This window comes from Hydrogenophilus thermoluteolus, from assembly GCF_003574215.1.
GTDB lineage: Bacteria > Pseudomonadota > Gammaproteobacteria > Burkholderiales > Rhodocyclaceae > Hydrogenophilus > Hydrogenophilus thermoluteolus.
Genome location: NZ_AP018559.1, coordinates 35,510 through 48,322, shown reverse-complemented (window position 1 = coordinate 48,322; position 12,813 = coordinate 35,510). Strand labels below are relative to the sequence as shown.

14 protein-coding genes are annotated in these 12,813 nt (G+C 58.8%); all 14 read left to right on the top strand.

The genetic code is table 11. The annotated features are described in order from the left end of the window. Window positions 1-109 precede the first annotated feature (109 nt). The 14 genes from HPTL_RS11100 (at window position 110) to ureG (ending at window position 12,812) form a co-directional block, all read left to right on the top strand. The gene (locus HPTL_RS11100) at window positions 110-1,348 is read left to right on the top strand and encodes a tyrosine-type recombinase/integrase (protein WP_170141369.1); all 1,239 of its coding nucleotides are present in this window, start codon (window positions 110-112) and stop codon (window positions 1,346-1,348) included. Window positions 1,349-1,556: 208 nt separating this feature from the next. Further along, the gene (locus HPTL_RS11235) at window positions 1,557-1,949 is read left to right on the top strand and encodes a hypothetical protein (protein WP_145981824.1); all 393 of its coding nucleotides are present in this window, start codon (window positions 1,557-1,559) and stop codon (window positions 1,947-1,949) included. Between the two features lie 122 nt (window positions 1,950-2,071). Further along, on the top strand, window positions 2,072-3,337 hold the full coding sequence (gene urtA / locus HPTL_RS11095) for an urea ABC transporter substrate-binding protein (protein ID WP_119336237.1): 1,266 nt from the start codon (window positions 2,072-2,074) through the stop codon (window positions 3,335-3,337). Between the two features lie 115 nt (window positions 3,338-3,452). Continuing rightward, complete coding sequence (gene urtB / locus HPTL_RS11090) at window positions 3,453-5,108, top strand: urea ABC transporter permease subunit UrtB (RefSeq protein WP_119336236.1); 1,656 nt, start codon at window positions 3,453-3,455, stop codon at window positions 5,106-5,108. A 1-nt stretch (window position 5,109) separates the two neighbouring features. Beyond that, entirely contained in the window at window positions 5,110-6,243 is a 1,134-nt protein-coding gene (gene urtC, locus HPTL_RS11085) for an urea ABC transporter permease subunit UrtC (protein ID WP_232000043.1), read from the top strand. Further along, window positions 6,240-7,082 (top strand): urea ABC transporter ATP-binding protein UrtD, encoded by an 843-nt coding sequence (urtD, locus tag HPTL_RS11080; protein ID WP_119336234.1) that lies wholly within the window; start codon window positions 6,240-6,242, stop codon window positions 7,080-7,082. The genes urtC and urtD overlap by 4 nt, the downstream gene beginning before the upstream one ends. Window positions 7,083-7,084: 2 nt before the next feature. Then, window positions 7,085-7,777, top strand: coding sequence for an urea ABC transporter ATP-binding subunit UrtE (urtE, locus tag HPTL_RS11075; RefSeq protein WP_119336233.1), 693 nt, complete (start codon window positions 7,085-7,087; stop codon window positions 7,775-7,777). A gap of 23 nt (window positions 7,778-7,800) precedes the next feature. Then, window positions 7,801-8,652: an urease accessory protein UreD gene (locus HPTL_RS11070; RefSeq protein WP_206202166.1), complete on the top strand. Its 852-nt coding sequence runs from the start codon at window positions 7,801-7,803 to the stop codon at window positions 8,650-8,652. Between the two features lie 15 nt (window positions 8,653-8,667). Continuing rightward, complete coding sequence (gene ureA / locus HPTL_RS11065) at window positions 8,668-8,970, top strand: urease subunit gamma (protein WP_119336232.1); 303 nt, start codon at window positions 8,668-8,670, stop codon at window positions 8,968-8,970. A gap of 9 nt (window positions 8,971-8,979) precedes the next feature. Next, complete coding sequence (locus HPTL_RS11060) at window positions 8,980-9,288, top strand: urease subunit beta (protein WP_119336231.1); 309 nt, start codon at window positions 8,980-8,982, stop codon at window positions 9,286-9,288. Continuing rightward, on the top strand, window positions 9,285-10,985 hold the full coding sequence (gene ureC / locus HPTL_RS11055) for an urease subunit alpha (protein WP_119336230.1): 1,701 nt from the start codon (window positions 9,285-9,287) through the stop codon (window positions 10,983-10,985). The genes HPTL_RS11060 and ureC overlap by 4 nt, the downstream gene beginning before the upstream one ends. Before the next feature lie 2 nt (window positions 10,986-10,987). Beyond that, window positions 10,988-11,470, top strand: coding sequence for an urease accessory protein UreE (ureE, locus tag HPTL_RS11050; RefSeq protein ID WP_119336229.1), 483 nt, complete (start codon window positions 10,988-10,990; stop codon window positions 11,468-11,470). Further along, window positions 11,467-12,147, top strand: coding sequence for an urease accessory protein UreF (locus HPTL_RS11045; RefSeq protein ID WP_119336228.1), 681 nt, complete (start codon window positions 11,467-11,469; stop codon window positions 12,145-12,147). The genes ureE and HPTL_RS11045 overlap by 4 nt, the downstream gene beginning before the upstream one ends. 26 nt (window positions 12,148-12,173) lie before the next feature. Next, window positions 12,174-12,812, top strand: a complete 639-nt coding sequence (gene ureG, locus HPTL_RS11040) for an urease accessory protein UreG (RefSeq protein WP_119336253.1) — start codon at window positions 12,174-12,176, stop codon at window positions 12,810-12,812. Window position 12,813: the final 1 nt, after the last annotated feature.

Genomic DNA, 12,813 nt, shown 5'->3' with positions numbered 1-12,813 from the left:
TTCAATTGCATCCGTGCCATGCGCTTTCGCTTCCTGGTAGCAGATTGCACAGGCAGTGGCAATGGCTCCTGTCGTCGTTCGGTTGACAGTCATGATAATGGAAGTTATCATGAATCATAAAAGAAAAGTGGGGTTTTTCGTGACCGATTCACACTCCGATCCGTCGCGAGCCATCGTTCCGCTCGAAGCGTTCGACGAGCCACGAAAAAACAACTCAGAAGTTGCGGTTTATGCGGCAGCGCCTTTCCCGGCGCTGATCAATGCGACGAGCGACAAAGAGGCAGTGACACAGTGGTTGGCGATCAAGGGTGCGGGAAGTCCCCACACCTACCGTGCGTATCGCCGTGAAGCCGAGCGCTTTTTGTTGTGGTCACGGTTGGAGCTGGGAAAAAGTTTCGCTGAGCTCACCGTCGACGATTGCGCGCGCTATCGGGACTGGTTGTCGTTGCTAGGGCGTTGCTCAGAAAGTGAGTGGCCTTTCGCGATCGCGCAACACGCTTGGATCGGGAAACGCAACATCCCCCGCTACCATCCCGATTGGCGCCCCTTTGAAGGACCGCTTTCGCCCGTATCGGTGCGCTACGCCGTCACGGTGGTGATGAGCCTATTCGAATGGTTTGCGGCTGTGCGTTATCTACCGGCAAATCCGTGGGTGGCGGTAGGTCGCAAATCGGCAAGGTACGTCGATAGCAATGCAGAGATCGAGCTTACGCGGGTCTTTTCCAGAGATCAGTGGCAAGAAATCCTGGATTTTCTTTCCCAATTGCCTGAAAACGAAGCGACTGCCCGGATGCGCTTCGTGATGGTCTTTGCCAAAGCGACAGGTCTTCGCCTTGCAGAAATCGTGCTGTTGCGCGTAGCGCACCTCTACGTGCGACCGCTGCGCCGTGGCGGAACCAGGCTCATGGTCAAGGTGCTTGGTAAAGGGGGTAAATGGCGTGCGGTGCCCTTCCCTCCTTATGCTCAGAAGCCGTTGCAGGCGTACTTTGCTTTTCGTGGTCTTTCTCGGGAACTGTTACGCAATCCGCCAGAGACGCCGCTCGTTGCCGCGCTTGGTACCAATAGTCCGCTTTCCCCGAATGCTTTTTACAAAACCGTAAAAAAGTTTTTCCGTAATCTTGCCAATCGCGTGCGGCAAGAGGGAAACGAAAGTGACGCTTCGCATTTCGAGCGGGCCTCACCCCATTGGCTGCGCCACACCTGTGGTGCGCACCTTGCGGCAAGCGGCGTGCCGGTCAATTTGGTACAGCAGCTTCTTGGCCACGCGAGCTTGGCAACGACGAGCATTTATACGGTTAGCGACGAAGAGCGGCTATGGGAAGCCGTGGTTGTGGGGAGGGATCGATAGATACGCGTTCAAGAAGGATGCACCGAACCTCTTTCGTAATCGATACGCCAGCTGTGCCGAACGGATTTCTTGAGTTGTGCAAACGGACGCAGTGCGCCGGGCGAGCATCGAGGATCAAGACGCGGGAAATCCACAAAAACTGTGGATTGTGCTGTTGATTGCTGCGTAACCGTATCGTGGCACCGAGGAATTTTCTGACGGTCACCGCGTGACCGCCTTGGTGGTCGCGTTACTTGGCAAAGACCTCACTTTGGCCCAACTCTCGAAGCGTTCGGCCAACATGCTATCGACCTTCGGTAAGTCCGCCACGTCGGAGACATCGACCGTGGCTCTTCCCACTTTACACCGCAGCGATGTGACGCTTCGTCAATTCCTCGAGCAGATCGGGCCTGTGCGTGATCAACTCAGCGGTCTCCTCGGCAGCGTTCTCGCGGACAGTGGTGGAAACACCGATCGCCCCTATCCCGGTTTGGTGCAAAGGATTCCGCTTTTGCACCAAATTGTCGCACCGGCCTTTCGCTCTTCACCAAAATGGTGCTCAACGGTGCTAATTGCAGTGCGGCGACGCTGTCCGTTCCTCAGCTTCCAGTTCTTTGTGTAATTGTTTGTTTTTATGAAATTTTTTGTCTAATAAGGTAAGTTGGCAATATTCCTGGTACGCCCCTTGCTGAGTCACTCGTGGAGTAATCCATTCATCATTTACCTATCACGGAGGAACTTCTCATGAAAAGAAGGGATTTTCTCAAGGCGGTGACTGCTGCCGTTGCTCTTCCGGAGGCATTCGTCTCCCTGCCCAGCTTCGCTGCTGACACGATCAAAGTCGGAATCCTACACTCCCTGTCCGGCACTATGGCCATTTCCGAAACGGCGCTAAAGGAAACCGCGCTGATGACCATCGCCGAGATCAATGCCAACGGCGGCGTGATGGGCAAGATGCTTGAGCCGGTGGTGGTGGACCCGGCCTCCAACTGGCCGCTGTTCGCGGAGAAGGCACGCCAGCTGCTGACCCAAGACAAAGTGGCCGTGGTGTTCGGCTGCTGGACTTCTGTCTCGCGCAAGTCCGTGTTGCCGGTGTTCAAGGAACTCAACGGTCTGCTGTTCTACCCAGTGCAGTATGAAGGCGAAGAACTCGAGAGAAACGTGTTCTACACCGGTGCCGCGCCAAACCAGCAGGCCATCCCCGCCGTCGAGTACCTGATGAGCAAGGACGGAGGTTCCGTCGAGCGCTTTGTGCTGCTGGGCACGGACTATGTCTACCCGCGTACTACCAACAAGATCCTACGTGCGTTCCTGAAGAGCAGGGGCGTTACGGATGCAGACATCATGGAGGAGTATACCCCCTTCGGTCATAACGACTACCAGACCATCATCGCCAAGATCAAAAAGTTCGCCTCTGAGGGCAAGAAGACCGCCGTGATCTCCACCATCAACGGCGACTCCAACGTGCCCTTCTACAAGGAACTAGGCAACGCCGGTCTGAAGGCGACCGACGTGCCGGTGATGGCCTTCTCCGTTGGCGAGGAGGAACTGCGAGGCGTCGACACCAAGCCGCTGGTTGGCCACCTGGCAGCGTGGAACTACTTCATGTCCCTCAAGAACCCAGAAAACGACAAATTTATCAATATGTACCGTGACTGGGCCAAGAAGCGTAATCTGCCCAACGCCGACAAAGTAGTAACCAACGACCCGATGGAAGCTACTTATATCGGCATCAATATGTGGAAGCAGGCTGTGGAAAAGGCCAAGACCACCGACGTGGATAAGGTGATCGAAGCCATGGCGGGGCAGACTTTCAAGGCGCCATCCGGTTTTGTGGTGAAAATGGACGAGAAGAACCACCACCTGCACAAGCCGGTGTTCATCGGCGAAATCCGTCCTGACGGCCAGTTCAACGTCGTTTGGAAAAGCAAGGGCCTGATCAAAGCTCAGCCCTGGAGCCCCTATATCCCAGGAAACGAGAAGAAGAAGGACGAGCCGGATAGCAATTGAACTGAGAGAAAAATGAAGGGGCTAGAAGCCCCCCGATCAAGACAACAACCGGTCACTAGCCTGAATTAGGTAGCGAGCCATTGGCAAACGTGACCGAATAGGTGAGTAATCAAAGATGCACAAAGCATTTGTCCAATCACCTATTAGGAAGAGCGGTACTTTGAATTTCATAATTTCTCATTTGCTATCCCTACTTCTGCTGCTTGTGACGACCAGCGCTGCCGCGGCCCTTGACCCCGCCGTGCTCAGGGATCTTGCCTCCGACGATTCGGACAAGAAGATCGCTGCCATCGGCGAGCTGCTGGCCAGCGGCGACAAGCAGGCCGAAGCCGTGCTGCGTGCCATGAACGACAATGCATTGTTTGTGGCAAACGACAGACTCTTTTACCGAGTGGACGGCAAGGCGCTGGATGCCGCCACCGGTGCAGCCTTTCCTGACGCACCGGATTATGCTGACAGCGTCGTGGTGAACAACCGTGTGCGCGGCAAGCTGCAGAATGCGTTGGCCGCGTTCCAGCTGTTCAACCCGGACCGTGATGCGCGTCTGGCAGCGGCAAAGGAATTGCAGAGCAATATCGACTCGTCGCTGATCCCGGTGCTGAAGAAAGCGCTGACTCTGGAAATCGATCCCCAGATTAAGAAGCTTCTGGTGTTGGCTCATGCCCAGGCTAAGCTGCACAGCCCAGATCCGAAGGAGCGTCTGGTGGCAGTGCGCACCCTGAGCGAGAGCAACAGTGCGGAAGTGAAGTCGCTGCTACTGAGTCTGCTGCAAAAGAACGGCGACACCTACGCCGAGCCGGACCCGACCGTGCGGGAGGCAGCTCTGGCAGCGATAAAGAGCATTGAGTCGCACCTTGCCTGGGGCGAGGCGCTGAGCAACGTGTTCTCGGGGTTATCGCTGGGCAGCATCCTTCTGCTAGCCGCGCTGGGTCTGGCTATCACCTATGGCGTGATGGGCGTGATCAACATGGCCCACGGCGAGTTGCTGATGGTCGGCGCCTATACCACCTATGTGGTGCAGAATATTTTTCGCACACATTTTCCTGATCTGGCCGACTATTACGTGATCGCCGCGATCCCAGTGGCGTTCGTGGTTGCCGCGCTGGTGGGCATGGTCCTAGAGCGCCTCGTGATCCGCCATCTGTATGGCCGGCCGCTCGATACCCTGCTTGCCACGTGGGGCATCAGTTTGATCCTGATCCAGGCGGCACGAGTGCTCTTCGGTCCGCAGAACGTGGAAGTGAGAAACCCGGACTGGATGTCCGGCAGCATCGAGGTGCTGGCGAACGTGGTGCTGCCCTGGAACCGCGTGATCATAATCGGCTTTGCCGTAGGCGTGCTGGCGCTGGTCTGGCTGCTGCTGAGCAAGACGCGCCTCGGCTTGTACGTGCGCGCAGTGACCCAGAACCGGTCTATGGCAAGTTGCGTTGGTGTGCACACGGGACGCATCGACATGCTCGCCTTTGGTCTCGGCTCCGGCATTGCCGGTCTGGGCGGCGTGGCGCTGTCGCAGATTTCCAACGTTGGCCCCGACATGGGCCAAGGCTACATCGTCGATTCCTTCATGGTGGTGGTACTGGGCGGCGTGGGCCAGCTTGCCGGTGCGGTGTGGGCAGCGCTCGGCATGGGTATCCTGACCAAGCTCATAGAAGGCTGGACCGGGGCGGTGATCGCTAAGATTCTCATACTGGTGTTCATCATCCTGTTCATCCAGAAGCGTCCACAGGGACTGTTTGCCCTCAAAGGGAGGGCGGTTTATGGAGGTGTGTGACGTGAAGACCACGACGTTTTCCCGCACCCCGTTCGTGTTCCGCATAGCGCAGTCCCTGGACCGGCGTGCCTGGATCGCACTGGTCGTTGCTGCGCTGGTTGCCTTCGTGTTGATTCCGCTGCTGCATCTTGCCATCCCGGCGGACAGCATATTTCACTTGTCGGACTACTTCATTACGCTTGGCGGCAAAATCTTGTGCTACGCCATCGTGGCGGTAGCACTCGACCTGATCTGGGGCTTTGCCGGCATTCTGTCCCTCGGCCACGGCCTCTTCTTCGCACTGGGCGGCTACGCCTTCGGTATGTACCTGATGCGGCAGATTGGAAGGGATGGCAGCTATCAAAGCGACCTTCCTGACTTCATGGTGTTCCTCGGCTGGAAGGAGCTACCCTGGTACTGGTATGGCAGCGACTCCTTTCTGTGGTCGGTATTGCTGGTACTGGTGGTGCCGACACTGGTGGCCTTCGTGTTCGGCTTCTTCGCTTTCCGCTCGCGCATCAATGGCGTGTATTTCACCATCATTACCCAGGCTCTGACTTTCGCCGCAATGCTGCTTTTCTTCCGCAACGAGACGGGATTCGGCGGGAACAACGGCTTTACCGACTTCAAGCGCATTCTCGGCTTCTCCATCACTTCGCCAGAAACACGAGTGGTGCTGTTTGCGCTGTCGGCATTGGCGCTGATGCTCACGCTCGTTTTTGTCAACTATCTGATGAAATCAAAGTTCGGTCGCGTGTTGGTGGCGATCCGCGATGCCGAGTCGCGGGTGATGTTTCTGGGTTACAACCCGCTCTGGTACAAGCTGTCAGTATGGACGCTGTCGGCGATGTTGTGCGCCATCGCTGGCGCACTCTATGTGCCTCAGGTCGGCATCATCAACCCATCCGAGATGAGCCCAGCCAATTCCATCGAGATGGCGGTCTGGGTCGCTGTGGGCGGACGCGGCACGATTATCGGCCCAGTGATCGGCGCAGGCATCGTCAATCTTGCCAAGAGCTGGTTTACCGTGAGCTTCCCGCAATACTGGCTCTTTTTCCTCGGTACGCTGTTCATCGTGATCACGCTCTTCCTGCCAGATGGTCTAGTGGGTCTCTGGAACCGGCTGCGCAGGATGCGTGGAGGGGAAAGCGCATGAGTGACACGCAACTGACATTGGATCCGGAGGTCGGTGATGGTTACGGGGGTCCAGGTGAAGTTTTCGGCCACACGCTGCGCCCCGGAGAGCTCGACTTATCGCACAAGGTCATCCTGTATCTGGAGGATATTACCGTTAGTTTCGACGGTTTCAAGGCGCTAAACAAACTGTCGCTCACTATCGACGCTGGCGAACTGCGCTGCATCATCGGGCCCAATGGTGCCGGAAAGACCACCATGATGGATGTCATTACCGGCAAGACCCGCCCCGACTCCGGTAGGGTCTTCTTCGGTCAGACGCTGGACCTGACGCAGATGACGGAACCGGAGATCGCCAACGCTGGTATCGGCCGCAAGTTCCAGACGCCAACTATCTTCGACCGGCTTTCCGTGTTCGAGAATCTGGAGCTGGCAATGAAGGCGGACAAACGCGTCAGGAGTACTCTTCGGGCCCGGATCGACAGCGAGCAGCAGGATCGCATCGCTGAGACATTGGACCTAATCCGCCTCGGAGACCAGGCGCACCGGCTGGCTGGCCTGCTGTCTCACGGGCAGAAGCAGTGGCTGGAAATCGGCATGTTGCTGATGCAGGAACCGAAGCTGCTCTTACTCGACGAGCCGGTTGCGGGCATGACCGACGATGAGACCGAACGCACTGCGGAGCTTTTTCTGTCGTTGGCAGGCAGACATTCCCTGGTGGTGGTGGAACACGACATGGCCTTCATCCGCCAGCTGGGTGGCAAGGTTACGGTGCTGCACGAAGGTAGTGTGCTGGCGGAGGGCTCGTTGGACATGCTGCAGAACGACCCGCGCGTCATCGAAGTGTACTTGGGAAGATAACCGTGCTCTCGATCGAAAACCTCAACCAGTACTATGGCGGCAGCCACATCCTGCGTAATGTCAGCTTCAGAGCCGAGGCTGGCAAAGTCACCGTTTTGCTCGGCCGTAACGGCGTGGGCAAGACTACTCTGCTCAAGTGCCTGATGGGCCTGGTGCCAGCGAAGTCCGGGCATATCCAATTCGATGGCCGCGAGCTGACGCGCCTGCCGCCCTACGAGCGCGTGCGTGCCGGCATCGGCTATGTGCCCCAAGGACGCGAGATCTTCCCACGCCTTACGGTGGCGGAGAACTTGCAGATGGGCTTGGCCAGCCGTCCGCGTGGGAGTAAGTTGCCGGACCTCGTCTTTGAGCTGTTCCCGGTCCTAAAGAGCATGCTGCACCGTCGCGGTGGCGACTTGTCCGGCGGACAGCAGCAACAACTAGCGATCGGGCGTGCTTTGGCGGGGAACCCGAGGCTACTGATCCTGGACGAGCCGACCGAAGGCATCCAACCCTCTATCATCAAGGACATTGAGCGAGCGATCCGTACCGTGGCCGAGACCGGAGAGATGGCGATCCTTCTAGTGGAACAGTATTACGACTTCGCCCACTCGCTGGCAGACCAGTATTTGGTGATGGAGCGCGGGGAAATCATCGCCCGCGGCGCTGGTGTCGACATGGAGCGAGACGGCGTGCGGCAGCTGCTGTCGGTGTGATGATGTGGGTGAGCAGCCGACACATGAATAACGTTGTCGCCATTGCCGACTGCATGCGTAGCGGATGGAAGGCGCGCTTGGAGCTGGAGTTCGCGCGTCGGGAGCAGGCGACGATCCTGGTGCGACGCAAGCATTCGGGGCCACTGTGCATCCAGCGGCCGCTGTATCCAGAGGGCAAAGCGGTGTGCCATGGCATCGTGCTGCACCCGCCCGGCGGCATTGCCGGCGGCGATGAGCTGGAGGTGGAGATTAAGATAGGTTCGGGCGCCCATGCGCTGCTCACCATGCCGAGTGCGACCAAGTGGTACCGCAGCGATGCCTATCCGGCGCGGCAGAAGCTGGTTCTGCGCGTAGACCACGGCGCGGTAATGGAATGGCTGCCGCAGGAGTCCATTGTGTTCGATGGTGCACATGCGGAGATGAGCAATCGCATTGAGCTGGCGCGCGACGCGGTGTTCGTGGGTTGGGATGTGCTGTGCCTCGGCCGCACTGCGCGGGGCGAGACATTTACGCGAGGCATGCTGCGCATGCATACCGAATTGAGGCGGGAAGGTAAGCTAGTCTGGTTGGAGCGGGCAGTGATCCCAGGCGCCTCGCCGCTTCTGCATACGGCTGCGGGGCTGGCTGGACATGGTGTTGTCGGCATATTGCTCGCGGCGAGCGACAGGCTCGATGCAGACCTGCTTGTCGCATGCCGCGAGGTTGGGTTGGCGGGCGGACGCAGTGGCGTCACCCTGCTGCCAGGACTGCTAGTGGCCCGCTACCTAGGCGACTCGGCGGAACAGGCGCGGGACTACTTCACCAAAATCTGGCATGCATTGCGTATGCCTTTGACGCAAACGGCGCCGATGGTGCCGCGGATCTGGAACACATAGGGAGGAAACGACGCCATGGAACTGACCCCCCGGGAAAAAGACAAGCTGCTCTTGTTCGTCGCCAGCCTGTTGGCTGAGCGGCGCAAGGAAAAGGGCCTCAAGCTCAACTATCCGGAAGCCGTAGCCTATATCTCGGCGGCGATTATTGAAGGCGCGCGCGAGGGTCGGACAGTGGCCGAACTGATGAGCTATGGCGCGACCTTGCTGACCCGTGCCGATGTGATGGATGGCGTGGCGGAAATGATTACGGAAGTGCAGGTGGAAGCCACTTTTCCTGATGGCACGAAGCTGGTCACTGTCCACAATCCAATTGTGTGAGGAGATGACATGATTCCTGGCGAAATTGATACCCAGCCTGGCGATATTGCCATCAACGTCGGCCGCACTACGGTGAAGCTGAAAGTGGCCAACACTGGCGACCGCCCGATTCAGATAGGCTCGCACTACCATTTTTTCGAAACCAACGCGGCACTGGTTTTCGACCGACAGGCCGCATATGGCTTTCGCCTCAACATTCCAGCTGGCACCGCGGTGCGCTTCGAGCCGGGCCAGACGCGCACGGTGGAACTGGTGGCGCTGGCTGGTGCGCGCAAAGTGTACGGCTTCGCCGGTAAGGTGATGGGGGCGCTCGAATGACGACACTCTCGCGCCGCGCTTATGCGGAAATGTTCGGTCCGACCACTGGCGATCGCGTCCGCTTGGCGGACACAGAGCTTTGGATCGAGGTGGAAAAGGACTTCACCCTGTACGGCGAGGAAGTCAAGTTCGGCGGCGGAAAGGTCATCCGCGACGGCATGGGTCAGTGTCAGCTTACGTCTGACAAGGTTGCGGACACGGTTATCACCAACGCGCTGATCGTAGACCACTGGGGCATCGTCAAGGCCGACGTGGCGATCAAGGACGGTCGCATCTGGGGCATCGGCAAGGCTGGTAATCCGGACATCCAGCCCGGCGTGACCATTCCGATCGGCGCCGGTACTGAAGTGATCGCGGGCGAGGGCTTGATCCTTACCGCCGGCGGCATCGACAGCCACATCCATTTCATCTGTCCACAGCAGATCGAGGAGGCGTTGATGTCGGGCGTGACCACCATGATCGGTGGCGGCACCGGCCCGGCCACAGGCACCTGCGCTACCACCTGCACGCCGGGTCCTTGGCATATAAAGCAAATGCTGCGGGCGGCCGATGCCTTCCCCATGAACTTGGGCTTTCTTGGCAAGGGCAACGTTAGCCTGCCCGAGCCAGCACGGGAGCAGATTCGCGCAGGGGCCATCGGTCTCAAGCTGCACGAAGACTGGGGCACTACACCTGCCGCCATCGACAATTGCCTAGCGGTGGCTGAGGAGATGGACGTTCAGGTGGCGATCCACACCGACACCCTGAACGAATCCGGGTTCGTCGAAACCACTATCGCCGCATTCAAAGGCCGCACCATCCACACCTACCATACCGAAGGCGCTGGCGGCGGCCACGCACCAGACATCATCAAGGTCTGCGGCGAGGCCAACGTGCTGCCGTCCTCCACCAACCCGACGCGGCCCTACACAGTAAACACCATCGACGAGCATCTGGATATGCTCATGGTGTGCCACCACCTGGATCCGGCTATCGAAGAGGATATCGCCTTCGCTGAGTCGCGCATACGACGTGAAACCATCGCGGCGGAGGACATCCTGCATGATCTCGGTGCTATCAGCATGATTTCCAGCGATTCTCAGGCCATGGGCCGCGTGGGCGAGGTGGTAATTCGCACCTGGCAAACAGCGCACAAGATGAAGGTGCAGCGCGGCACGCTGCCACAGGACACGGCGCGTCATGACAACTTCCGCGTGAAACGCTACGTGGCCAAGTACACCATCAATCCGGCCATCGCCCATGGTATCAGTCATTTGGTCGGCTCGGTTGAAGTGGGCAAGTTGGCTGACCTGGTGTTGTGGAAGCCGGCATTCTTCGGTGTGAAGCCCGCGCTTATCATCAAGGGAGGCATGATTGCCGCGGCGCCCATGGGCGATGCCAACGCCTCCATTCCTACGCCACAGCCGGTGCACTACCGGCCCATGTTCGGAGCCTACGGCGGGGCCTTGAACACTTCCGTGACCTTTGTCTCTCAGTTTGCGCTGGCAGCGGGCATTGGCGAAGAATTGGGTTTGAGCAAACCGCTGGTAGCAGTGAAGAACACTAGACAGATCTCGAAGCGCGACATGGTGCACAACGATGCCCTGCCGCATGTGGAGGTCGATCCTGAAACCTATGCCGTGCGGGTGGACGGCGAGCTGTTGGTGTGCGAACCAGCGCAAGTCCTGCCCATGGCGCAACGTTACTTTTTATTCTGATCATGATTGTCATCGAACAACGCTACACCGGCAACGAGCCATCCCAGGAGTATTTGATCCTGCCCTTCGAGCTGCGCTGCAAAAGCCGCTTGCGAACCAAGCTGGCGAGCGGCGAGGAGGTGGGGCTGTTCCTGGAGCGCGGCGTCATTCTGCGTGGTGGTGACCGGCTGCGCGGCAACGACGGGCGCATTGTCGAGGTGGTGGCTGCTCTAGAGCAGCTGATCGAGGTGCGCACCGACGATGCGACGTTGCTGGCTCGAGCCGCTTACCATCTCGGCAATCGCCACATACCAGTGCAAGTGGGAGCAGGTTGGCTGCGTCTCGCCGCCGATTCGGTTCTTCAGACTATGCTCGAAGGGCTGGGCTTGAGACCGACTCAATTGCAGGCCCCATTCGAGCCAGAGGCTGGCGCCTATGCTCTTGGTCATCAGCATGGGCATTCGTCGGCGCTCTCCAAGATTCATCAGTACGGGGCGCACCCATGACTGCCTTTGTTCTATCGCGTTTGCTGCAGCTGGCCAGCCCTGCCCTGCCTGTGGGCGCCTACAGTTATTCCCAGGGCCTGGAGTTGGCAGCGGAATGCGGTGTGGTACGCGACGAAGCAACGGCCGGCGAGTGGATCGGCGGGGTATTGCGAGCCAGTGTCGGCAGCTTTGAGGCGCCGCTTCTGGTTCGCGTGATGGCAGCAGCGGAAGCAGACGACTGGGGACTTCTGTCCGCGTTGAACGAGCGCTTCGTCGCCAGCCGTGAGAGCAGCGAACTGCGCAATGAGACCCTTCAGATGGGCCATTCCCTGCACCTGCTGTTGGAAGCACTGCAGGACGTGCCGGCGAAGAAACGCGCTGGGCTACGCGAGATCGACGAATTGAGCTTCCCGGTAGTGTGGGGCTGTATTGCTGCAGCCTGGTGCATTCCGCCGTGCCAGGCGCTGACCGCCTATCTTTGGGCCTGGGCCGAGAATCAGGTGATGGCGGCCGTGAAGATCGTGCCGCTAGGGCAGAGCGCAGGCCAGCGCTTGCTGCTGCATCTGGGCGCCGCGGTGGAGCAGATCGCTGCTGAGGCGGTGAATCTCGACGAAGCGGAGTGGAGCAATTTTGCGCCGGGCTTAGCTATTGCCAGTTGCCAACACGAAACTCAATACACCCGACTGTTTCGCTCATAGGAGACGATATGAAGCAGACACAACTCCTGCGTGCTGGCCCATTGCGCGTTGGCATCGGCGGCCCGGTTGGATCCGGCAAGACCGCGCTGATCCTGGCTCTGTGCCGTGCCTTGCGTGAACGATATCAGCTTGGTGTTGTGACCAACGATATTTACACGGCGGAGGATGCGCAGTTTTTGGTGCGTAATGAAGCATTGGCGCCGGAGCGAATTCTTGGCGTGGAGACTGGCGGCTGCCCGCACACGGCGATACGCGAGGATGCCTCCATCAATCTTGAAGCCGTGGCGCGGCTCAATACAGCCTTCCCCGATCTGGACCTCGTGTTCGTGGAGAGCGGTGGTGACAATCTGGCGGCTACCTTCAGCCCGGAACTATCTGACCTGACGATCTATGTGATCGACGTGGCGGCCGGCGACAAAATTCCGCGCAAGGGCGGACCGGGCATCACTAAGTCAGATCTGTTGGTGATCAATAAGATCGATTTGGCACCAATGGTGGGCGCGTCTCTGGAGGTGATGGAGCGCGACGCGAAGAAAATGCGCGGCGAACGGCCTTTCATCTTCAGCAATCTCAAGACCGGTAAAGGCCTCGACGAGATCATCGCCTTCATCGAAACCCAGGGTCTGCTCACGGGCACCGATGCCGACGTTGCGCTGCAGCGCTGAT

Bases quoted from the DNA above. Each gene is read 5' to 3' on its own strand.
- HPTL_RS11100 (WP_170141369.1), top strand. From the start codon at position 110: ATGAATCATAAAAGAAAAGTGGGGTTTTTCGTGACCGATTCACACTCC.
- urtA (WP_119336237.1), top strand. From the start codon at position 2,072: ATGAAAAGAAGGGATTTTCTCAAGGCGGTGACTGCTGCCGTTGCTCTT.
- urtB (WP_119336236.1), top strand. From the start codon at position 3,453: ATGCACAAAGCATTTGTCCAATCACCTATTAGGAAGAGCGGTACTTTG.
- urtD (WP_119336234.1), top strand. From the start codon at position 6,240: ATGAGTGACACGCAACTGACATTGGATCCGGAGGTCGGTGATGGTTAC.
- HPTL_RS11070 (WP_206202166.1), top strand. From the start codon at position 7,801: ATGAATAACGTTGTCGCCATTGCCGACTGCATGCGTAGCGGATGGAAG.
- ureA (WP_119336232.1), top strand. From the start codon at position 8,668: ATGGAACTGACCCCCCGGGAAAAAGACAAGCTGCTCTTGTTCGTCGCC.
- HPTL_RS11060 (WP_119336231.1), top strand. From the start codon at position 8,980: ATGATTCCTGGCGAAATTGATACCCAGCCTGGCGATATTGCCATCAAC.
- ureC (WP_119336230.1), top strand. From the start codon at position 9,285: ATGACGACACTCTCGCGCCGCGCTTATGCGGAAATGTTCGGTCCGACC.
- ureE (WP_119336229.1), top strand. From the start codon at position 10,988: ATGATTGTCATCGAACAACGCTACACCGGCAACGAGCCATCCCAGGAG.
- HPTL_RS11045 (WP_119336228.1), top strand. From the start codon at position 11,467: ATGACTGCCTTTGTTCTATCGCGTTTGCTGCAGCTGGCCAGCCCTGCC.